Raw genomic sequence first — 20,953 nt, 5'->3', positions numbered from 1 at the left:
GCAGCGCGTGGCGACAGGCCGGTGTCTCGCGTTCGGGCCAGTATGAAGGTTCGCGGTCCCCACTGTGCTCGGCCGGCCCCGGTGAACCCGACTCCTCGTGCTCAGCTTCGAGGAGACAGTTGCCGCGCGAAGCGGCGGACGGCGTCAGTGAAGGCATCTGGTGCGTCGAAGTTGGCGAGATGTCTTGCCCGCGGGATCAATTCGATGCGGGCGTGCGGATGTGCGCGGGCGAAATCCCTCTCGCCGGATCGGAAAACGGTGTCCTTCTCGCCATTCAAGATGTGCACGGGAGCGGCGACATGCCGCATGGCACCCGCGTCGAAGCGGCCGAGCACCTCGCCCCAGGCGGCTGGCAGGGTATGGAAGGCATAGCCAGAGCGGATAGTCGCCTCGGGTGGATAGAGCCGGCGCAGCAACCGGTCGTTCCACCGGGCCAACCGGTCCCCCGGTATACGAGGAACGAGCTCGGCGACCCACCGATACGGCGTTACCCACAAGCCACGTGTAGAGGCGCTGGCCCCCGCGAGGACCAGCCCGCGCAGCCGGTCAGGGCAGCGCCGCGCGAACTCCAGCGAGGCGTATCCGCCGAGCGAGTGCCCTACGACCAGAGCCGGCCCGCGATCGAGGGAGTCCACCGCGGATGCGATGATCTCCGTCGCCGCGGCCAGGCTCCAAGGCTGCGCGGAATGGACGCCGTGGCCGGGTAGGTCGACGGCGGCTACCGGGAAGTCCTCTTGGAGTGCGGCGAGCTGCGAGAACTCCACTGCCCCGCACTGAACCGCGTCCCATGTACGAAAACGATGGGCGGTTCACCCGCTGCCGTCATGACTCCCCCAGATCAGCGCACTGCTCGAACTGAGCCTATCTGAGGGGGCGAACGGCGCTGAGCCGCGGAACTGCTGGTCAGCTGTGGCGCTCAGCCACACCGGGATGCGGCTTGTCGCCGTGCGACCCGTCCATGGTGCAGTCGTCCAGATCCAGCAGACCTGCGCGGCGCAGTTCGGTCAACCCTCGCTGACAGGGAGATCGTTGCTTGGTGGGGCACTGGCGCGCAGACCTATGTCGATGACCAGTAGGTTCCAAGGAATCACCCGCCGGCATCGCAGCCGCCACCGAATAGGCAAATCGCCGGACAGACGCCTCGTCAGCTTTCGGGCCGGGCCGCAGATACCGGCGCAGAGCTTCCCGTCCTCCCGGAACGAAGAGCCATTGATCGACGACCGCGCGTAATTCGGCCTCAGTCAGCCAGCCCTTCCAGGCGATCTCGCCCGGATCCGGGGTCAGGGGCTCTGTCACGACAGCCTCGTGCACGCCGAACCACACGGGGCTGATCCCCTTCTGGCAAAGGAACTTGAACATGAAGCGCACGGGCACACGAACGCCCAGCTCTTCGGACAGTTCCCGGGCCGCGGCTTCCTCATACGACTCGCCCACGCCCACGGCACCGCCGACCATCACGTCGTAGTGACCCGGGAACCGGGGCTGCGTCTCGGCCCGCCGCACCACCAAGATCCGCCCCTCGCGGTCACGGCAGATGGTCGTCGCAATACGATGCGGCCAGTTCTCGCGGACCGCCTCGTCTCGCTCGACAACACCCAACACATTGTCATGCTCATCGACGTGCTCAACCAGTTCGCTCACGGAGCCACGATCTCAGCCCCCACTGACCCTCTTCGTCTGGCCGGGAGCACACCCCGCCGTGTCGTGTGGGCCGTAAGAGACGGCCCGGGTGGGTAGGTACGGGAGTGTCCTGGGCCGTATCGCCGAAGCCGGGGGACGGTCCCATCGTCACGGGAGGAGACGCCGTGCCTGTCCCGGCCGCGTTCGACGACATGGATTCGCCGGCAGTGTCCGGCCGGCCCGAGATCCGCGGGACGACCAGGCTCTACGCGGTCCTCGGCTGTCCGGTCGCCCAGGTCAAGGCCCCCGGCATGCTGAACCCCCTGTTCGCCCGGCTCGGCGTCGACGCCGTCCTGGTACCCGTGCTGGCCGAGCCCGGGCATCTGGGCGAGATAGTGCGCGGACTCCAGCGGATGGGCAACGTGGACGGGTTGCTGGTCACCGTTCCGCACAAGGCCGAGGTGCGGGCGTACGCCGACACCGTGAGCGCGGCGGCCGAGCAGTCCGGCGGCGCGAACGCGCTGCGCCGCGAGCCGGACGGGACCTGGTACGCCGACAACTTCGACGGCGCCGGCTTCGTCGCGGGGCTGCGGACGGCCGGCTTCGATCCGGCGGGCGTGCGGGTGTCGGTGGTCGGCGCGGGCGGTGCGGGCGGCGCGCTGGTGCCCGCGCTGCTCGCCGCGGGCGCCGAGCACGTGGCCGTGTGCGACCCGCGTCCGGAGCGCCTTCAGGCACTGTCCGGCCGCCTCGGGGCGGCCTGGCCGGGCCGGTTCAGCTGCTCGGCGGCGCCCGGTTTCGAAGCGGCCGATCTGGTCGTGAACGCGACCCCGCTCGGGATGCGCGCCGACGACCCGCTTCCGTTCGATCCGGGGCGGCTGCCCGAGGGCGCCGTCGTGGCGGACATCATCATGCAACCGCGGGAGACCGCCCTGCTCCGGGCCGCGGCCGAGCGTGGGCTCCGGATCCACCACGGCGAGCACATGCTCAGCCATCAGATTCCGCTGTACCGCGAGTTCTTCCGGCTGGACCCGGTCATCTGAGGGCGCGGCGCTGGATGCGGCTCCGGGCGGCGTGAGGGCGTGAGGGCGCGCGGCGGACCGAGGCCGGCCCGTCCGCCGGCCGGGCGGGCGGGCGAGTGCCTGGACGGCGAGCCGGTAGCCGTCGGCACCCAGGCCGACCGACGAGCAGGCTGTCGCCGTCGCCACCGCCGCCGCGCTCGGCGTCGTGGAGCCCTACACGTGCGGTGCCAAAGGCGGCGGCTACTTCGTCGTCCACCCGACCGCCTGATACCCCACCGCCCCGTCGAATATCGAACAAATACGCCAAGGGTGAAGCTCTGCGGTCGAGGCGCCACGCCGGGTCGCGGAGTGGCAATCTGCCTGACGTGTGGTGATCAGCTCATACGCACAACGCCATGGTTGGGGGAGGGGATGGCGTCTCATTCGGCCGTCGACGGCTCGGCCTCCTCGCCCGAGGGGTCCGGCGAGCGCCAGGTTCCCCGGCACGTCGCGTGTGTGATGGACGGGAACGGCCGGTGGGCGGCGCAGCGGTCGCTGCCGCGTACCGCTGGTCACCGTGCCGCGGAGGGCACGGTGATCGACGTCATCGAAGCGGCACGATCGGCCGGCGTGAAGTGGCTGAGCCTGTACGCGTTCTCGACGGAGAACTGGCGTCGGCCCGACGACGAAGTCGACTTCCTCATGCGACTGGGGCGCCACGCGGTGCGCAAGCACGCCCCGCTGCTGCAAGCACGGGGAATCCGCTGCCGTTTCCTCGGCATGACGCACCCGCGGATTCCTCCGGCACTCGCCCAGGACTTCGCCGACCTGACGACGCTCACGGCCGGGAACCGGGGCATGACGCTGACCGTCGCCTTCGATCACGGCGGGCGCCGGGACATCGTCGCGGCCGCACGGTCGCTGATCCGCGCCGGGGTACCGGCCGAGGCCGTGACCGAGCGGAGCTTCGCCGCCCATCTGCCCTTCCCCGACACCCCGGACGTCGACCTCGTCATCCGGACCTCCGGGGAACAGCGCATCTCCAATTTCATGCTCTGGCAGGTCGCGTACGCCGAGTGGGTCTTCCCGCAGGTCCTGTGGCCCGACTTCCGCGCACCGCACTTCCTCGAATGCCTGCACACCTACCAGCAGCGCCGGCGTCGTTTCGGCGGCGTGCCGCCGAAGCAGAACGGAGAACCGTGACCGCGAACAACGCAGACGACGACCGTCCCGGCAGCCGCGGCGCCCACGAGGAGCACCCCTCGGAGCCCGGGACCGACGCCGGGCAACCTCCCCTGTTCGGGCCGGGTTCACAGTTCCACGAGCTGTTCGACGACCCGCGCTGGGCATTGGCCATGGTCCGGGCCACGGTCCTGGAGGCCGCGCACCCGCAGATCGGCGGCGCGCTGATCGACAACTCGACCTTCGTCACCCATCCATGGCGCCGGTTACGCAACACCTTCCTGAGCCTGCAGCGCATGTTCGGCGCCGACGACCAGGTACGTGCCAAGGAGGCGGCGCGCCTCAACCGCCTGCATGCCCGGCTGAAGGGAAGGGACGCGAGCGACCGGCCGTACGACGCGATGGACCCGGGCGTACGGGCCTGGGTGGTCGCGACGCTGTTCGAGAGCGCAGTCACCATGTGCCGGCTGAGCGGCAGCCCTCTGCCGCCGAGCGCCGTGGAGAGGCTGTACGTGGAATTCCGGGCGTATCACGCCGCCTTGGGGGACGAGTCGGGTCAACTGCCGCCCACGCTCGCCGCGTTCTGGTCCTACTACGACCGCATGGTCGAGGAGGAACTGGAGAGCACCGAGGCGATGCGCATCATCCTCTACAAGCTCTTCGACCACCTTCCCGCTCCCCCGCTGCTGCAGGGCCTGCCCACCCTGTGGGCGATCGGCCGGGCCGTCGTCGGCCCGGCCATCGGAGCGATCACGGTGGCCTCCCTGCCCGAGCCCTTCCGCCGCCGGGCCGGCCTGCCGGAACTGCTCGGCGCGGGGACCCTGATGCAAGGCGCCTACCTGACCGCCGGCCTGGCCCGCTTCCTGCCCGAGGGCTGGCTCCGAGCCCAGACCATCGCCGACCTGCTGGCCCTCTCCCCCGGCAGTGACGACCCCCGAGCCAGGACGGTCCAGGCCCTACAAGAGCGGATGAAGCGAGCGGGAGCCCTGCTCAGACTCATCACCCCCGCGCCTTTCCAACCCGAGCCCGCGGCACCGGAGCCCGGACAGCGCAGCGCGGAGGAGTTCTTCCGCGACGTGCTCGACCAGACCGGCGACGGCTACCTCACCTGGCCCGATCTCGCCGCCATGGCAAGGGAGTTGTGCGGCCGTCTGGATCTGGACGAGCCCGCGGAGACGAGGCTCTACGCCGCCTTCGCCGACTGGTGGCGCGAACTGCAGACGGCACTCGACACCGACGGCGACGGCCGCGTCAGTGCCGCGGAATACGCCGCTGCCGCCCCGTCCCTGGCCGGTCCCGCACTGATCAGGACCGCCGAGGTTCTCTTCGACGCCGCCGACAAGGACGGCAACCAGCACATCGACGCGGCCGAGTACCGCGCCCTGTTCCGCACCGGGTTCCACCGCGACACCACCACCGACAGCGCCCTGTACACCCGTGGCGTCTTCGTGCGGGACTTCCTGTCCTTCATGTCCGGCCGCCGGCACTCCACTCCGTACGACCCCCTCCTCGCCGACGCCTGAACACCCGTCCCGGCGGCGGGAGTCAGCGCCGTGTCAGCGCCCTCTGTCACTCTCTTCCATGTGAACGGCGACGGGCCGCAGACCCGCCGCCGGGAACGTGGAGAGGTGCCCGGAGCGGTTGATCGGGGACCAGCGAGCACGCCTCAAGGTCGGGCCTCCAGGGGCCCACGCAGGTTCGAATCCTGCCCTCTCCGCCACATGCCCCGGTCTCCGGGGCACGCCGTCATTCGCCGCTTCCCCAGCGGACCTGAAGTGCCGTCCGTCGCCGCCGCTTCCGAAAAGACCCGGTTCATGGGCAACGGTCTCGTCCAGGTACCGGGAGCGCCCACTGCCGGCCGCCCACCAGGCCCACCGAGACGTGCCGTTGAGGAGAATGGGGGCCGTTCGGAAGCGGCGAGGTGGGAGTCGGGTATGGCAGGCGACGGCGGTCCGGTGACACTGCGCGGCATCGCGGAACGGCTCGGACTGCATGTCTCGACGGTGTCCCGGGTCCTCAACGGCCCCTCCGGTGAGCAGAGCCGCGCCGCGTCGGCCCAGACGGTGCGGCGGATCCGCGATCTGGCCGACGAACTCGGCTACCGGCCCAACCCGCACGCCACCAGCCTGCGCACCCGGCGCAGCAACCTGGTCGGAGTGCTCTTCCCCCGGCTGTCGGAGATCGTGGTGGCCACCATCTACGAGGGCGTGGAGGAGGAAGCGACCACACGGGGTCTGTCCACCTTCGTCACCAACACCCACGACGACCCCGCCACCCAGCGCGAGCGGATCGGCATGGTCCTGGGCCGCCGGGTGGACGGCCTCATCATCGGCGACGCGCACCTGGACGGGGCCGCGCTGGCCGAACCCGCCCTAAACGGAACGCCGTTCGTGCTCGTCAACCGGCGCACCGACACCGGTCACCCGGCGGTCACCTGCGACGACTACCTGGGCGGGCGCCTCGTGGCCGAGCACTTCCTCGCCCTGGGGCACCGCCGGGTGGCGGTCATCGCCGGTGAGCCGTTCGCCAGTACCGGCACCGATCGCACCTCCGGCTTCACCGACCGCTACCGCGAGGCCGGGCTGCCCGTGTCCCCCCACCGGGTGCGGCACTGCCGCTTCGACACGGCGGGCGGGCACCGGGCCGCTCGCGAGCTGCTCGCGGAACCCGACCGGCCGACCGCGCTCTTCGCCGTCAACGACCTCGCGGCGATCGGCACCATGGGCGCCGCCCGCGACCTGGGGCTGCTCCTGGGCGAACACCTCGCGCTGGCCGGGTTCAACGACACCCCGCTCGCCGCCGAACTGCCCGTCCCGCTCACCAGCGTCCACTCCCCCATGGCCGAGCAGGGCAGACGCGCCGTACGGCTGCTGCTCCGCCGCATCGCGGGCGAACCGGTCGCCTCGGAGGTGCTCGCGCCCGAACTCGTGGTGCGGGCCTCCACGGGCAGGCCGATCGGGCCGGACGCGCGGTGAACTCCGCTCCCTGATCCACCGTCAGGACCTTGCGGCGCAGCTCGTACGCACTGTTGCCCAAACGATTGGCGCAAACGATTGGGTGGAGCATACTGACCCCTCGGCAGGCGTCCGGCTACGGCGATGGGGGTGGCCCGGTTGAGGTGGTTACGCAGACGGCAAGAGGGGACATCGGATGCCGCCGGCCCCCGTGAGAAGTCGGTCGCGGCGCTGCGGGAGGGCAGTGGCAGGGCCGAGCTGACCGGTCGTCAGGGCGATGCGCAGGGGGCGGCGGCACGCTACGCGGAACTGGCCGCGCGGGCGGAACGCGACCTGGGGCCGCAGGACACCAACACGCTGGCGCTGCGGCACCAACTCGCCCACTGGGTCGGCGAGTCGGGCCAACCGGAGGCCGCGGTAAGCCTGTTCACCCGGTTGGCGGCCGACCGGGAGCGGAGCCAGGGGCCGCGTCATCCGGACACCGAACTGGCACGGCACCAACTGGCCCACTGGCACGGCCGGTCGGGCCGGCCCGAGGAGGCCGTACGCCGCTACGAGGCCATGCGCCGGACCGCCGAGCAGGAGAACCGCACCGAGACGGCGCTCATGCTGCTGTGCGACGTGGGCTACTGGCAGCAGAAGTGCGGCGACAACGCGGCCGCGCTGCGGGCGTTCGCCCAGATGCTGCAGACCGCCCAGCAGGAGTTCGGCCCCGGCCATCAGCTCGTCAACATCGCGCGCCAGCGTTACGCCGAGGTCGCCGGCACTCTGCCGTTCGGCAACGAGGGCGGCCACGACGGGCTGCGGGACCTGCGCGCGACCGCCGCCGCGGTCGAGGCGGCGGGAGACCTCCAGCGCGCGGGACGGATGTACGAGCAGATAGCCGCGCGATGCGAACAGCTCTACGGGGCGGCCAGTCCCGACACCCTCTCCGCGTACGTGGCACAGGCGAATTCGGCGGTGACGGCGAAGGACTGGGTCACGGCCACCGAATGTTTCGGCAAAATTCTCGCCTGCATGGAGCTTCAGGGGCAGGGGCCGGGTTCACCGGAGTACGACACCCTCGTCGGTCAGCGCGACGAGCTGGCCCGGATGGCCCGGCGCACGGTGCTCCGCGTCGCGCAGCGGACCGCGACGCTGCTGGGCGAGGCCGTGCAGGCCGCGGCGGAGACGGCCTGCGCGGTGCTGGCTCGCGAGGCCGGCGCGTCCCAGTCGTCCTGCCTCACGTTCGTGAACGACGGGGCGGACGACGTGACATGGCGCGGCTGGACCATCGCGCAGTGGACGGCCGTACTGCGGGACCTTTCCCGGCAGGGGTACGACGCGACGGCCCTCTGCTTCGCCCGCGACGACCTGCGCCCGACTTCCGAAGAGGCCCTGGTGTGTGGGCGGTTGGGGCTCCCGGGCGTCTATGTGTCCCGCCTCGGCGAGGAGAACGTACAGGTCATGGCATACGTTTTCGACGGCGACGAGCCGACGGCGGCGCACGTCGTCGTGGTGCCGGACGAGCAGCCCGGGACGGACGGACGGGACACGCGGAAACCGGTGCCCGGCGAGGCCGAGGACGGCCGGGTCCCGCTGCACCCGCGGGCCGCGGCGATCGGGACCTGGCGGGAGATCGAGCGGGCGCGGCCTCCTGCCGGGACGGACGAGGCGCCGGACTTCGGCCCGTACGAGGTGCTGGAGTGCGTCGGCGAGGGCGGCTTCGGCCGTGTCTATCTGTGCCAGGACCCCGACGGACTGATGGTCGCGGTCAAGACGCTGCACGCCCACCTCGCGGCCGCTCCCTCGATCAAGCTGGGCTTCGCCCACGAGGTGCGGGCTGCCCAGCGGGTCGGAGGGCGGTTCACCGTGCCGTTGATCGCCGCGGACACCGACGGGCCGACGCCGTGGATGGCGGTGCCGTATGTGGCAGCCCCCTCGCTGCAGGAACTCGTGCTCCGCTGCGGGCCGTTGGAAGCGGGCCTGGTGCGCACCCTGGGGGCGGGCATCGCCCTGGCCCTGAGCGCCATCCACGCGGAGGGCATCGTGCACCTCGATCTCAAGCCGGCCAACGTGCTGCTGACCGAGGACGGCCCGCGTGTCATCGACCTCGGCATCGCCCAGATCGAACAGCTCACCGAACCACGACGCGGCTTCGCCGGCACCTACGCGTACGCCTCTCCTGAACAACTGCGCGAGCAGCCCACGTTCGCGCCCGCAAGCGATGTGTTCTCCCTGGGAACCGTCCTCGCTCTCCTCGCTCTGGGGCGCAGCCCCTGGGGCCTGGACACGTCGTCCGTGGTCGCCGCCATCCGGGCCGGCACGCCCGATCTCACCGGGCTGCCGGGAGACCTTGAGGCAGTGGTCCGGTCCTGCCTTCACCTCGATCCTGACCAGCGCCCGACCGCCGCAGCCGTGGCCGAGGCACTGGTTCCGGGAGCCGGTGAGGGCAGGCTCGGGCAACCGGAACTGTCGGAGCGGGCGCGGGCGCTCGTGGCGGAGCGACGGTAAGGGCCGAGGGGCGTCCGGGTCACCCCTGGCCGGGGAGGCCCCGGTCGCCGGGTCGCGATCGAGTCCATTCGCGACCGCGAACTCCGCTGCCATAGGCCCGTACAGCACTCATGATGGCCCCTACCTTGCCTCAGCCGAGGCCCGAAATCGGCAGAGTGGCCCACGAGTTCGAGACCGCCCGACGCCATCGGGGAGCGGATCGATACGTATACGGATCCTCCGGGATTTCGGCCGCGGTCATAGCCTGCGCAGAGGGATTGTCCAGGCAAGTCGACGGCGTCCACACAGATCGGTTTCATCTCGGACCCAACTTGTTCGAATAGAGTGCCGCTGGCTACAGTCGGCCGCCATGACCGCTGACCTCTCGCCGATCCGGAGCAGCTTCGCGGCTGTTCGGCCGCACGGCTCGCAGGTGACCGAGTACTTCCACGACCACCTGTCCGCCCACCGCCCCGGCGTGCGCCCGCTGTTCGCGGCTCTGGCTCACTTCGCGGGCGACGCGTGGACACTGGCCGCCGGGGAGTCGTGGACGGCGGTCCAGGACGTGATCAGCGGCACGGTGATCGCGGCCGCCGAGGCAGCCCCGAGCTGACCCCGTCACCGTTCGGCCCGCCGCGACGAGGCGCCGAACGGCTCCCCATCTTTGGAGGTCAACCCCAAATGCCAGTCACCGGAGGGCGGACGTGAGCGATTCCCAGGCGCTGAGAGATTCCTTCGCTCTCGTCGGCAAGTCGGGGGACGAGGTGCCACGGTACTTCTACTCCTACCTGTTCCTCATCGCGCCGGAGGTCCGGCCGATGTTCCCGGTGGCCATGGGGGCGCAGCGCGACCGGCTCGTCGCCGCCCTGGGCCGGATCGTCGCGGAGGCGGACGACCCGGACCGGCTCATTCCGTTCCTCCAGCAACTGGGCCGGGACCACCGCAGATTCCAGGTCGTCACCCAGCACTACGAGGCGGTGGGACAGGCGCTGCTGGCCACGCTGGCCTACTTCCTGGGCGACGCGTGGACCCCGGAACTCCAGCGCGGCTGGACCGATGCGTACACCCTGGTGGCCCGCACCATGATCCAGGCCGCCGAAGCCGACAGCATGACGAATCCGTCCTGGTGGAACGCCCAGGTGGTACGGCACGAGGCTCGCGGCTTCGACCTGGCGGTGCTGACGCTGCGTCTGGACCAGCCGATGGCCTACCAGGCCGGGCAGTCCATGATGGTGGAAGTCCCCACGCTGCCGAGCACCTGGCGGCCCTACACCCCGGCCAACGCCCAGCGCCCCGACGGGACCCTCGAGTTCCATGTACGCGCGGTCGACGGCGGCCTGGTCAGCCCGGCCCTGGTGTACGGGCTGCGCCAGGGTGACGTACTGCGCCTCGGCGCCCCGGTCGGTGACGGGCTCACCCTCCGGGCGTCCCAGGGCAGGGATCTCGTGCTGATCGCCGGGGGCACCGGCCTGGCCCCGCTGCGCGCGCTGGTCGAGGAGATCGCCCAGCACGGCCCGCACCGCCGGGTCGACCTGTTCGTCGGGGCGCGCGACAACAACGGCCTGTACGACCTGCCCGCGCTCAGGCAACTGGCCCACGCCCATCCGTGGCTTCGCGTCACGCCGCTGGTCGGTGCCGATGCCGGCACCTTCGACAACCGGAGTATGGCCGGCCCCGTCCTGCGCTCCGTCCCGTTGAGTGGACGCTCCTTCTACGTCTGCGGCTCGTCGTCCATGGTCTCCGCGACGGTGCGCGATCTGGCGAACGCGGGCATCCCCCACGACCTGCTGCACTACGAAGACACTCGGTGATCGGAGACACGTGAACGAGACAGGAGCCCACCAGCCACAGGCGGCGCGGGAGCCCGGGGTGACGCCCGAGGCGCTGCGGTCGATGACCTTCCCCCGCGCCCCCCTGACCCGTCGCGGTTACAGCGAAGACGCCGTGCACGACGCCCTGCGGCGCTGCTCCCAGGCGATGACCGCGCTCATGGAGGAGAACGACCGGCTCCGGGGGGACATGCAGCGTCACCGGGACTGGATCCGGGCGAACAACATCGGCGACGGCAGCGGCCCCACGGGGGTGCCGACGGTGGACGCGGTGCTGCAGCAGGCCCGCGCGCAGCAGTCGGCCGAGCAGACCGTCTCGGCGGCCCGTGACCAGGCCCGCAACATGGTGCGGGCCGCCAGGGCGCAGGCCGAGGCGATCCTGCAACAGCGGTGGGAGCAGGCCACCCAGGCGACCGAGAGCGACCAGGAAGAGACCGAGCGGCTCATCACCTACCTGCGCCAGATCGCGCAGTCGCTGACCGTCACCGCGGACCAGTACGACACCAAGCGCACCGTCGCCCCCTCCCCGGCCGCGCCCCCTGTATCGCACGAGGCCTGACGCGGGGTGGAGATCACAGTGCGGGCTCGTTTCGTTCCGTCCGGGCCCGCAGGCGGATCCGGTCAGGTGCCGAGCGGCAGTTCCAGCAGTTCCTCCGAGGGCTGGAAACCGGAGCGCCGGTAGAGGGGGGTGCTGCGCTCCGACGGCCAGACGATCAGGGTGCCGAGGCCCGCACGGTCGGCGTGCTGCTTCAGCGCGTCGAGGAGCGCCGCGCCGGCCCCCTTGTTCCGATGTGACGGCATGACGAAGAAGTTCGTCACGTAGCCGATCGGGACATTGTCGTCGTAGGGCTCCGGCACCCTCTCCACCAGGCAGAGGAAGACGTGCCCGCGGATCTCGCCTTCGCTCTCCACCACCCACCCCAGCCACTGGCCCGCGCCGATCCGGTCACGGATCCACCGCTCGGCCTCTTCCAGGGGGCGGGCACTGGCCGGTGGCGCTTCGTGGTCCTCCCGCTTGAACATCCAGCGCAGCACGGCCAGTTCCCGTGCATCGGCGGGCCGTGCCGGACGCACGACGAGATCCATTGTCATGAAAGCGAGTCTCGCTTCCGCGGCGGGATGAGACGAACTGTTTTCCCGCGTCCTTCCCAGCCACTCGCGGTCTTCGAGCCGGGTCCCCCCGGGCCGTTGCGGTCAGTCTCGCTGTGCAAGCGCCTTGGCGTACCAGTGATCCGCTCTGCCGTGACCTTCGTACGGCTGGGTCTCCTCATATCCGTTCCGTGTGTACAAGGCCCTCGCCACGGTGAGTTGGGTGTTGCTCTCGCACACGATCCGTACCGCGCCGAGCCTCCTGGCGGCCTCCTCGACGGCGAGCAGCAGACCACGGCCCAGCCCCGTCCCCCGCCCAGCGGGGCGCACGTACATCCGCTTGAGTTCGGCGGTCCTGGGACTGCCGCCCAGCAGCCGCCGGGTTCCGTCGGCGGCGCCGCGATGTCCGCGGCCGGCGGAGGGGGCGTCGGCGGCTCCTCGAAGAGGAAGCGCCACAAAGCCAGTTGGGGTCCAGGTCGAGCGGTCCCGCGTGCTCACGGCTGGTACTTGCTTCGGTGGGGTGCGGGTCCCGGCCGGCCGCGACGGGGTAGCGGCACGCCGCGTGTGCGGCTCGGCCGGGTGTGCGGGCGTCAGGCGATACCGCCGTTGGCGAAGAGCACCTGGCCGTTGATCCAGCGGCCCGGCCCGGCCAGGAAGGCGACGGTGTCGGCGATGTCGGCGGGCGTGCCAAGGCGTTCCAGGGGAGCCTGCGCCGCCAGCCGTTCCACCGTCGCCTCGTCCTTGCCGTCGAGGAAGAGCGGGGTGGCCGTGGGGCCGGGCGCGACCGCGTTGACGGTGACGTCGCGCCCGCGCAGCTCGCGGGCCAGCACGAGTGTCATCGCCTCGACGGCCCCCTTGCTCGCGGCGTAGGCGGCGTAGCCGGGGGCGGCGAGCCGGGTGATCGAGGTCGAGAAGGTGACGATGGCCCCGCCGGCCCGGACCCGGCGCGCGGCCTGCTGGGCGACGACGAAGGTGCCGCGGATGTTGGTGCGGTGCATGCGGTCCAGGGCGTCGAGGTCGAACTCGGCCACCGGTCCGAGGGTCATCACCCCGGCGGTGTGGACGACGACGTCGAGCCCGCCGAACTCCGTCTCGACGGTGTCGAACGCCTCGCTCATGGCGCCTTCGTCGGCAACATCGCCCCGCACGGCGACGGCCCGCCCGCCGCCGCGCTCGATGGCCTCGACGACCTCCTGCGCGGCGGCCGCATTGCCCGCGTAGTGGACGCCGACCGCCATACCGGCCGCGGCCAGCCGCTCGGCGACCGCGCGGCCGATTCCGCCGGACGCTCCGGTGACCAGCGCGACACGTGTGACCTGGGACATCGGGATCTCACCTCGTGAGGAAGAGGGACGCTGTAATGAACGACGCGTTCATATAAGCAGATTGTGGACGCGGCGTCCATATGTCACAGTGAGTGTTCCACAACGGCTGCGGGAGACATCACGATGCGAGAAGAGGCGGAACGGACGCCGGGCACGCCGACGCGGCGCGGGCGAGGACGGCGGCCCGCGGACGAGGTACGTGCCGAGGCGCTCGCCGCCGCGGGGGCGCTGCTTCTCAGGGACGGCATGGCGGGGTTCACCATCGAAGGGGTCGCGCAGGAGGCCGGGGTGAGCAAGACGACCCTCTACAAGTGGTGGCCCTCGCGCGGCACGCTCGCGCTCGACGGCTATTTCCACGCCGTCGAGTCCACCCTCGCCTTCCCCGACACCGGCGACATCGCGGCCGACCTGACGACCCAGGTGCGCGCGTTCGTCCGGCTGCTCACCGGGACCCCGGCCGGGCGGGTCATCGCCGAACTCGTCGGCCAGGCCCAGACCGACCCCGATCTGTCCGCCGCCCTCCTGGAGCGCTACTCCGGGCCCCGGCGCGGCCTCGCCGTGGACGCCATGCGGCGCGCCCAGGAGCGCGGCCAACTGCGCGCAGGCATCGACCCCCAGGTGCTGGTCGACCAGCTCTGGGGCGCCTGCTACCACCGCCTGCTGCTCCCCAACGAGCCCCTCACCGAGGACTTCGCGACCCAGCTGGTCGACAACCTCCTGCACGGCGTCGCCGGCTGAGCCAACTCCCGTGCTCTGTAGTGCGGTTGCCCCCGCGTCGTACGAAACGGCCGGCCGACCGGCCGAGACCGGACGCTCCTCTGGCCAATAAACGATCATTGAAGTCACGCCGGTTGCGCGTAGGGTGCCATGTGCACCGCAGCAGTCCCGCGACCTACCTCTGGGAGCACATCGGTGGAGTCAACGCCGCTGCCCGAGTCCCTCCGGCGTCTTGACGCGCTGATCCAGCAGGAGGGCCTCGACCGCTCGGAGTTCCTCAGCGCCAGGAGGCTGGCGGCCAGGACCGCGTTGCCCGAGAGCGTCGTACGCACCCTGCTGCGAGGCGGGCAGCCGCCCGCGGAGACGGTCAACGAACGGGTCCGGTCACGGATCAAGGCGCTCGCGGACGATCGGCTGGCCCGTACCGGCCAGCGTATGTCGGACCTCGCGGGCTCCGTCTCCCGGCAGTTGGGGGTCTCCGCGTTCTGGGCCCGGCAGGTCTGCGCGGGCGACAAGGTGCCCAGTGTGGAACTGCTGCACGGACTGGTCGACTTCTTCGGGGTCGAAGGGGGCGAGGCGTTCTTCACCGCGGCGGCCGCGGAGGCCCTCAACCGAGAGCTGCTCTCCATGCTCGCGGATCGGTCCTCGCCCGAGGGGCGGGCGGCCGCGCAGTCGGATTCGCCGGGCCGTGACGACGTTCGCGGCTTCGCACTGCGGCAGGCGCGAAACCTGCCGGAGGAGCGCTGGAACGTGCTCAACGCGACCCTGAAGGCCCTGCTGGAGCTCGACGACCAAGAGGAAGACCGGTGAGCGCGGGAGCGAGAGCGATGCGCCGGCTGAGCGCCCTGCTCATCGGAAGCCTGCCGACACCGACGGGGGACGAGGACGTGATCCCGCTCCTCGGCCGGGCCCTGACCACGGTACGAGGCCGGCCGGTGCGGTTGCGCGAGGCGGCCTTCCCGCCGGTGACCGCCAGCGGGCTGTGGGTGGACCGCGCGAGCCACGACCTGATCGTCTACGAGAAGAACACCGACCCCGAGCACCAGCTCGTGATCATCGGTCACGAGGCATGGCACATGTTCCACGGTCAGTGTGGTGGCGGTGGCTACGCGCGCGAACATGCCGCCCGCGCGTCGGGCGGCGAGCGGCCGGAGAGCCTCGCGGACTTCGTGGCCGCCGTGTCCACGGCCGACGAGGCGGAACCGCCGTTCACCGACCCGCCGTTCACCGACCGCACCGACGCGGCTCTGCACTACGCCGCGCGCTCGGACAGCCGCAAGGTGGACGAGGAGATCGAGGCCGAGCACTTCGGACTGCGGCTCGCCACCGATCTCCAGGCGGCGCTGCGGCTGGAGGAGTCCCCCGTCGATCCCCACCATGTCAGCGGGCGGATCGGGGCCTCCATGGCCCACCGGTTCCGTCAGCTCTGATCCGTACGTCGCGCAACGCGTGCGCGGCGCGCGAGCGGGAGAGAAGCAGCACAGTGGCATCAGGACCCGGCAATCCCGTCTACTACGCCGGCGGTGCCGCGCTGTTGCTGGTCTGCGCGCTGAAGCTGCCCCCGCTCGCCCGCCGACGGCGCGACCCGCTGCTGTGGTCGGCCTTCACGCAGCTTTTCGCGGGCGGTTGCGTCATGCTGCTCGCCGCCCCGCGGTCCATCGTCGCGCTCAACCGGGCCACCGGCGTCACGAACTGCGCGGCCCTGGTCGTCTACGCGGCGCTCACCGCGTACTCCGGGGCGAGCCTCCTGCTGATCATCCACTGGCGCCCCGCGCCCGCCGAGCGGACCCGGCGCGCCGCACGCTGGTGTGTGGCGGCGTACAGCCTGGCCGTACTCACCGTCGTGGTCCTCTTCCTGGCCGGGCACCCCGCGGTGGAGCAGGTCACGCTGTTCGACTCGTACTACGCCAACACGCCCTTCATCCGGGAAATGATCGTCACGTACCTCCTGGCCCACGGCGTGGCGGCCATCGCCAACGTCACCCTGTGCCGGCGCTGGTCCAGAGAGGTCCACGGTTCGCTTCGCGCGGGCCTGTACCTGCTCGTGGCCGCCTACCTACTCCATGTGGGCTACGACATCGCCCGCCTGGTCGGGGTGGGCGCCCGCTGGACCGGCCACGACCTGGACTTCCTCATCGTCCAGGTCTCCCCCCGCTTCGCCGCCCTGTCCGCCGTCATCGGTGCCGTCGGATACGCGCTGCCGCTGGTGGGCCCCCGAGCGGCGCGGACCGCCCAGGCCGTACGACAGCTACGCCAACTCCACCCGCTGTGGCGGCTGTTGCGGGACGTGCCCACTCCCGGCGCGATCCGTTCCGCGCTGCCGTGGTGGCGCACTTCCTGGCACATGCTCCTGATGAGCCGGAAGACGGCGCTGTACGACGCCATCCTCGCGCTGGCTCCCTACTGTGATCCGGCCGTCCGTGACGCGGCCTATCGGACGGCGCTGAGCCGTTGCCCGGACGAGACGTCGGCCTCGGCGAGCGCCGACGCGGCCATGATCGTCATCGCGCTGGAACGGCAGCACGCCGACCCCGACCAGGTGCCGGGCGGCGCCGGCACCTCGGCCTGGCGGTCCAAGGACCTGGTCCCGCTGTCCCTCGCGCTCGCCTCGCCCGTGGTCCAGGATCTCCGTGCACACCGTTTCCCCGCAGAAAGCAGCCGACCATGAGTGAAGCCTCCTGGCAGAGCCCCACCCGCGCCGTCGTCGTCGGGGGCAGTACGGCCGGCATGCTCGCCGCGGCGGCCGTCCAGGACCGGGTCGGATCGGTGGAGATCATCGAGGCCCACGGGCTTCCCGAAGGACCCGGGCCGCGCGTCGGTGTCCCGCAGGCCGTGCACATCCATCTCCTCCAGTCCGGTGGCGTGGACGCGCTGGAGGAGCTTCTGCCCGGTGTGGTCGACGAGTTGGCGGCGGCGGGGGCGCACCGCATACCGGTGACCACCAACATGGTCATCTACTCGCCCGAGGGCTGGTACCGGCGCTGGCAGCGCGCCACCCACCGCCTCATGACCGCGAGCCGGGACCTGACGGACCACGTCATCCGGGAACGCGTCCTCAGAGCACCTCATGTCCGCGTGCATACGCGGACCAGAGCGGTCGGGCTGCTCGGCGACGGGCGCCAGGTCACCGGAGTGCGCGTCCGCACTCCGGACCGGGGCGACACCGAGCTGCGCGCCGATCTGGTGATCGACGCCTCCGGCCGGGCTTCCCGTACCCCTCAGTGGCTCGCCGAACTGGGTGTCAGCGGTCTCGCCGAGGACCGCGTCGACTCCGGCCTGGTCTACGCGAGCCGCATGTACCGCGCTCCCGTCCCCACCCGCGACTGGCCCGTGGTCAGTGTGCACGCCGACCCGCGCCTGCCCCGGCCGGCCACCGCCGGCGGCATCCTGCCGGTCGAAGGCGGTCGCTGGCACGTCAGCCTGATGGGTGGCCCCGGCGGGCAGCCCACCCGGGACGCGGACGCCTTCGAGCCCTTCGCGCGCACCCTGCGGCATCCGATCATCGCCGACCTCCTCGAACTCGCCGAGCCGGTCACCGACGTCAGCATCACGCACAGCACGGCGAACCGCCGCTTCTACTACGAGCGGCTCAGGGCCTGGCCCGAGGGGCTGGTGGCGCTGGGCGACTCCGTCGCGGCCTTCAACCCCGTGTACGGCCAAGGGCTTTCGGTGACCGCGCAAGGCGCCCTGGCCCTGCGCGAGCTGGCCCGCGGCGGCCTGGTCCCGGGGTTGTCGCGGCGCGCCCAGCGTGCGATCGCGCGGCCGGTCGACGCGGCGTGGGCGCTGACCGTCGGGCAGGACATCCACTTCTCCACGACCACCGGCAGGAGCCCGCGCCTCGCCGACCGGCTGCTTCAGCGCTACGTCAGCCGGCTCTCCCGCACCGCGACGGGTTCCTTCCGCACGGCCACGGCTTTGACCGACGTCCTGACGTTGCAGGCTCCCCCGACGTCTCTGGTACGGCCCGGTGTGCTGCTCTCCGCTCTGCTGGGGCCGCTTCGGCCGCAGTTGGAGGGACCCCAGTTCACGGCGGAGGAGGCCGGTCTGCTCGACGGCCTGCGTGCGCGGGCACTCAGCTGAGCCGAGCCGACGGCCGCCGCCGGAACGGGGCGAGCGTGGCGCGCACGTGGTCGGCGGCGCCCCAGTCGGGGTCGAACTGGGCGATCACTGCCAGGTGTTGGCGCAGTTGGAGGATCGGCATGCGTGCGCGCCAGTCGCGGTCGAGGCCGGTCAGTTCGGCGTACAGCTCGAAGAACACGTGCGCCTCGGGTGGCGGCGCCGTCGTCCACAGGTGGGCCAGGTCGACCTCGGCCCAGGTGTACGACACCGCCGGGTCGATCAGCGCGGGCCGCCCGTCGGGGGTGGCCATGATGTTCATCGCCCACAGGTCGCCGTGCGTCAGGCACGCGGGCCTGGCCGGCAGCAGTTCGGGCAGCCTCTCGCACAGCCGCTCCAGCGCCGCCCGGTCCGCGGCGTCGAGCGCCTCCTGGACGCGCGGCTCACCGAGCCAGCGCAGCAGACGGTGCTGGGCGAAGAACTCGAACCCGTCGTCGTTCCAGGTGTTGACCTGCCTGCGACGGCCCAGCCAGTTGTCCCGGTGCCAGCCGAACCGGGGGTGCCGGGTGGTGGTGTGCAGGTGGGCGAGCCCGTGCGCGAGCCGCTCCCAGAAGGCCCCGGTGTCCGGCCGGGGCCGCAGCGCGGACAGCACGAGCAGGTCGCGGTCCGCGAGCAGTATCTCGGGCGTGGCGACGCCGCCCGCCTCGCGCAGTACGGTGAGTCCCTCGGCCTCGGCGGCGAAGGCATCGTCCGACGGCGGCTCGCCGAAGGCCTTGGCGAAAACCGACGAGCCGTCACCACGGCGCCCGATCCCCGCGGTCGCGGCGAGGCCTCCGACGGCCGGCTCGACCGCGAGGACGTCGGTCAGGCCGGCCGCGTGCAGGCGTTCGAGCAGGAAGGGCGTCGCGTCCGTCACGAGTGTGCTCCTCTCTCCGGGTCACGCATCAGGCCGTCAGGGCCGAGTCCACGGCACCCCCGCTCATCGGGCGCGCCGTCCCGGATCCGGACCACGGCGGCGAGCGCCAGTATGCCCGAGCAGGCCGAGGTGTTCGTCCCATACGTGGCCGCCGTCAGCCCAGGTCCACAGCCACCGCCGCAGTGACCCGGTGGCATGGCGAAGGCCGTCGTGCGCGTCCTCGCCCCGTCCGGGCTCCCAGCCGTCGGCGTCGTAGAGGAGCACGGGGTTGTCGACCGCGATCAACGAGACGTGCCATTCCATCGTGCAGCCGCCGGAGGTGAGGTAGAACCACGACGCCGGGAGCCCCGCCGCGCGGTTGCGCCGGTGGACGCTCACCGCGGCCGGCCAGTCCATCAGGTCGCCCGGCGCGCGTCTGCCGTCGACCAGGGAGGCGAGCCCGCCGTCGGGGCCGAAGCCGCCGTCGGCGACCTCGGTGTACAGACGCCGGAGCAGCTCGGGCAGGGGGCGCCCGATGACGCGCTCCGCGCTCTCGACCTCGGCCGGGGTGGCGGCAGGGAACAGCGGTCCCCGTGGAGCGTCCGCGTAGTAGGCGGCCACTTCCTCCGTGTGCGACTTGAGCGTGATCGTCCCGTCACTGCCGTGCCCGACGATGCCGGCACGGATCTTCGCCGGGTGCTCCGGTCCGTACCGCTCGGCCATCCACGCGGCCGGGACCGTCGCGCTGTCGAAACGACGTCCCGGGTGCCAGGCGCGGGCCCGCAGTCTCTCGATCAACGCGTCGTCGTCCGCCTCCGTGGGCCCCGGCGCCGGGTCGGGTGTCACGAGGGCGTCGTGGGAGGGGAGAGCCATGAGGGGGCAGCTTACCGCCGGGCTCGGCTGCCCTTTACGTGACGTCACCCGAGTCGCCCCCGTCAGTGGCGCGTCAGTCGCCCGTCATGGGACGGTGTCACGCTCTTTCCTGTGAACGGCTCGGGGCACCGCCCGGGCCGGGAGCGAGGAGAGGTGCCCGGAGCGGCTTATCGGGGACCACCGAGCCACGCCTCATGGTCGGGCCTTGACGGCCCACGCAGGTTCGAATCCTGCCCTCTCCGCCATGCCCGGCACGCCCGGGAGCCAGACGGAAACCCGTTTCCGACGCGGCCCGGACGCCTCTACTGTGGCGCGGTGATGACTCAGGTGATCGTGGTCAACGGCGGTTCCAGCTCGGGCAAGTCCGGGATCATCCGGTGTCTGCAGGCGGTCCTGCCGGATCCGTGGCTGGCGCTCGGGACGGACACGCTGGTGGAGGCGATGCCGGCGTCCATGCGGGCGTCGGACGGCGGGATCGGCTTCGCCGCGGACGGAAAGGTCAGCGTCGGGCCGGAATTCCGGGCGCTGGAAGCGGCATGGATCGAGGGAATCGCCGCGATGGCCCGCGCGGGCGCGCGGATCGTCGTCGACGAGGTCTTCCTCGGCGGGCCGTACTCACAGCAGCGATGGCGAAAAGCCCTGGAGGGGCTGCGCGTGCTGTGGGTCGGTGTCAGGTGCGAGGCCACGGTGGCCGCGGGCCGCGAACTGGCGCGGGGCGACCGCACCAGGGGCATGGCCGCCTCGCAAGCGGACGCGGTCCACCACGGCGTGACCTACGACCTGGAGGTCGACACCACGCACACAGAGGCGATGGAGTGCGCCCGGGCCATCGCCGCACGGGTCGACTAGGGGGTGTCCGGCGGATCTTGGTGGAGGGAAGTCACGGCACGGTTTTGACCCAGGTGAGCGGGGTCTGGTGCGTCGAGACGCAAGGCGGAGGAGG

The 20,953-nt window shown here is 71.6% G+C and carries 20 protein-coding genes and 3 pseudogenes; 16 read left to right on the top strand and 7 right to left on the bottom strand.

What is annotated here, in order from left to right:
* Positions 1-101 precede the first annotated feature (101 nt).
* Positions 102-826 (bottom strand): annotated as a pseudogene (locus tag AB0927_RS24225) (alpha/beta hydrolase).
* A 77-nt stretch (positions 827-903) separates the two neighbouring features.
* Positions 904-1,641 carry an NUDIX domain-containing protein gene (locus AB0927_RS24220; RefSeq protein ID WP_366669795.1) on the bottom strand — a complete coding sequence of 246 codons (738 nt, stop codon included), beginning with the start codon at positions 1,639-1,641 and terminating at the stop codon, positions 904-906.
* A gap of 164 nt (positions 1,642-1,805) precedes the next feature.
* Here AB0927_RS24220 and AB0927_RS24215 point away from each other — a divergent pair, with 164 nt between their 5' ends.
* From AB0927_RS24215 to AB0927_RS24175, 9 genes and pseudogenes are all read left to right on the top strand, one after another.
* Entirely contained in the window at positions 1,806-2,660 is an 855-nt protein-coding gene (locus tag AB0927_RS24215) for an NAD(P)-binding domain-containing protein (protein WP_366669794.1), read from the top strand.
* A gap of 390 nt (positions 2,661-3,050) precedes the next feature.
* Positions 3,051-3,821, top strand: coding sequence for a polyprenyl diphosphate synthase (uppS, locus tag AB0927_RS24210; RefSeq protein ID WP_366669793.1), 771 nt, complete (start codon positions 3,051-3,053; stop codon positions 3,819-3,821).
* A gap of 92 nt (positions 3,822-3,913) precedes the next feature.
* The gene (locus AB0927_RS24205; RefSeq protein ID WP_366669881.1) at positions 3,914-5,323 is read left to right on the top strand and encodes an oxygenase MpaB family protein; all 1,410 of its coding nucleotides are present in this window, start codon (positions 3,914-3,916) and stop codon (positions 5,321-5,323) included.
* Positions 5,324-5,422: 99 nt separating this feature from the next.
* Positions 5,423-5,520 (top strand): annotated as a pseudogene (locus tag AB0927_RS24200).
* A gap of 214 nt (positions 5,521-5,734) precedes the next feature.
* Positions 5,735-6,775, top strand: coding sequence for a substrate-binding domain-containing protein (locus tag AB0927_RS24195; RefSeq protein WP_366669792.1), 1,041 nt, complete (start codon positions 5,735-5,737; stop codon positions 6,773-6,775).
* Between the two features lie 129 nt (positions 6,776-6,904).
* Positions 6,905-9,247, top strand: coding sequence for a protein kinase (locus AB0927_RS24190; RefSeq protein ID WP_366669791.1), 2,343 nt, complete (start codon positions 6,905-6,907; stop codon positions 9,245-9,247).
* A gap of 349 nt (positions 9,248-9,596) precedes the next feature.
* On the top strand, positions 9,597-9,839 hold the full coding sequence (locus AB0927_RS24185; RefSeq protein ID WP_366669790.1) for a hypothetical protein: 243 nt from the start codon (positions 9,597-9,599) through the stop codon (positions 9,837-9,839).
* 91 nt (positions 9,840-9,930) lie between these two features.
* Positions 9,931-11,037 carry a globin domain-containing protein gene (locus AB0927_RS24180; RefSeq protein WP_366669789.1) on the top strand — a complete coding sequence of 369 codons (1,107 nt, stop codon included), beginning with the start codon at positions 9,931-9,933 and terminating at the stop codon, positions 11,035-11,037.
* Positions 11,038-11,047: 10 nt separating this feature from the next.
* Positions 11,048-11,614, top strand: a complete 567-nt coding sequence (locus tag AB0927_RS24175) for a DivIVA domain-containing protein (RefSeq protein ID WP_366669788.1) — start codon at positions 11,048-11,050, stop codon at positions 11,612-11,614.
* Positions 11,615-11,676: 62 nt separating this feature from the next.
* On the opposite strand, the gene AB0927_RS24170 is transcribed toward AB0927_RS24175, so the two are convergent.
* From AB0927_RS24170 to AB0927_RS24160, 3 genes are all read right to left on the bottom strand, one after another.
* Positions 11,677-12,147, bottom strand: a complete 471-nt coding sequence (locus AB0927_RS24170) for a GNAT family N-acetyltransferase (RefSeq protein WP_366669787.1) — start codon at positions 12,145-12,147, stop codon at positions 11,677-11,679.
* Positions 12,148-12,249: 102 nt separating this feature from the next.
* Entirely contained in the window at positions 12,250-12,600 is a 351-nt protein-coding gene (locus AB0927_RS24165) for a GNAT family N-acetyltransferase (protein WP_366669786.1), read from the bottom strand.
* Between the two features lie 134 nt (positions 12,601-12,734).
* Positions 12,735-13,469, bottom strand: a complete 735-nt coding sequence (locus AB0927_RS24160; protein WP_366669785.1) for an SDR family oxidoreductase — start codon at positions 13,467-13,469, stop codon at positions 12,735-12,737.
* Between the two features lie 123 nt (positions 13,470-13,592).
* On the opposite strand from AB0927_RS24160, the gene AB0927_RS24155 reads away from it, so the two are divergent.
* From AB0927_RS24155 to AB0927_RS24135, 5 genes are all read left to right on the top strand, one after another.
* Positions 13,593-14,207: a TetR/AcrR family transcriptional regulator C-terminal ligand-binding domain-containing protein gene (locus AB0927_RS24155; protein WP_366669784.1), complete on the top strand. Its 615-nt coding sequence runs from the start codon at positions 13,593-13,595 to the stop codon at positions 14,205-14,207.
* A 174-nt stretch (positions 14,208-14,381) separates the two neighbouring features.
* Positions 14,382-14,996, top strand: coding sequence for a hypothetical protein (locus AB0927_RS24150; RefSeq protein WP_366669783.1), 615 nt, complete (start codon positions 14,382-14,384; stop codon positions 14,994-14,996).
* A complete protein-coding gene (locus tag AB0927_RS24145) occupies positions 14,993-15,616 on the top strand; it encodes a toxin-antitoxin system, toxin component (RefSeq protein ID WP_366669782.1) in 624 nt (207 codons plus the stop codon). Before AB0927_RS24150 ends, AB0927_RS24145 begins: the two co-directional genes overlap by 4 nt.
* A gap of 53 nt (positions 15,617-15,669) precedes the next feature.
* A complete protein-coding gene (locus AB0927_RS24140) occupies positions 15,670-16,854 on the top strand; it encodes an MAB_1171c family putative transporter (RefSeq protein WP_366669781.1) in 1,185 nt (394 codons plus the stop codon).
* On the top strand, positions 16,851-18,266 hold the full coding sequence (locus AB0927_RS24135) for an FAD-dependent oxidoreductase (RefSeq protein ID WP_366669780.1): 1,416 nt from the start codon (positions 16,851-16,853) through the stop codon (positions 18,264-18,266). The genes AB0927_RS24140 and AB0927_RS24135 overlap by 4 nt, the downstream gene beginning before the upstream one ends.
* Here AB0927_RS24135 and AB0927_RS24130 read toward each other — a convergent pair.
* Together AB0927_RS24130 and AB0927_RS24125 are read right to left on the bottom strand one after the other, a co-directional pair.
* Entirely contained in the window at positions 18,259-19,158 is a 900-nt protein-coding gene (locus AB0927_RS24130; protein ID WP_366669779.1) for a fructosamine kinase family protein, read from the bottom strand. The genes AB0927_RS24135 and AB0927_RS24130 overlap by 8 nt on opposite strands.
* A 63-nt stretch (positions 19,159-19,221) precedes the next feature.
* The gene (locus tag AB0927_RS24125) at positions 19,222-20,010 is read right to left on the bottom strand and encodes a hypothetical protein (protein ID WP_366669778.1); all 789 of its coding nucleotides are present in this window, start codon (positions 20,008-20,010) and stop codon (positions 19,222-19,224) included.
* A gap of 147 nt (positions 20,011-20,157) precedes the next feature.
* Between AB0927_RS24125 and AB0927_RS24120 the strand changes: the two are divergent.
* Positions 20,158-20,255 (top strand): annotated as a pseudogene (locus tag AB0927_RS24120).
* A gap of 70 nt (positions 20,256-20,325) precedes the next feature.
* Positions 20,326-20,859, top strand: coding sequence for a chloramphenicol phosphotransferase CPT (gene cpt / locus AB0927_RS24115; RefSeq protein ID WP_366669777.1), 534 nt, complete (start codon positions 20,326-20,328; stop codon positions 20,857-20,859).
* Positions 20,860-20,953 lie beyond the last annotated feature (94 nt).

Source organism: Streptomyces sp. NPDC048106 (assembly GCF_040706415.1).
Lineage (GTDB): Bacteria > Actinomycetota > Actinomycetes > Streptomycetales > Streptomycetaceae > Streptomyces.
The sequence above is the reverse complement of the archived record's forward strand: the minus strand, read 5'-3'. Positions and strand labels throughout refer to the sequence as shown.

What these genes read in the sequence shown, in the direction of transcription:
- uppS (WP_366669793.1), top strand. Translation starts at nt 3,051, where the DNA reads ATGGCGTCTCATTCGGCCGTCGACGGCTCGGCCTCCTCGCCCGAGGGG.
- AB0927_RS24195 (WP_366669792.1), top strand. Translation starts at nt 5,735, where the DNA reads ATGGCAGGCGACGGCGGTCCGGTGACACTGCGCGGCATCGCGGAACGG.
- AB0927_RS24185 (WP_366669790.1), top strand. Translation starts at nt 9,597, where the DNA reads ATGACCGCTGACCTCTCGCCGATCCGGAGCAGCTTCGCGGCTGTTCGG.
- AB0927_RS24170 (WP_366669787.1), bottom strand. Translation starts at nt 12,147, where the DNA reads ATGACAATGGATCTCGTCGTGCGTCCGGCACGGCCCGCCGATGCACGG.
- AB0927_RS24160 (WP_366669785.1), bottom strand. Translation starts at nt 13,469, where the DNA reads ATGTCCCAGGTCACACGTGTCGCGCTGGTCACCGGAGCGTCCGGCGGA.
- AB0927_RS24155 (WP_366669784.1), top strand. Translation starts at nt 13,593, where the DNA reads ATGCGAGAAGAGGCGGAACGGACGCCGGGCACGCCGACGCGGCGCGGG.
- AB0927_RS24135 (WP_366669780.1), top strand. Translation starts at nt 16,851, where the DNA reads ATGAGTGAAGCCTCCTGGCAGAGCCCCACCCGCGCCGTCGTCGTCGGG.
- AB0927_RS24125 (WP_366669778.1), bottom strand. Translation starts at nt 20,010, where the DNA reads ATGGCTCTCCCCTCCCACGACGCCCTCGTGACACCCGACCCGGCGCCG.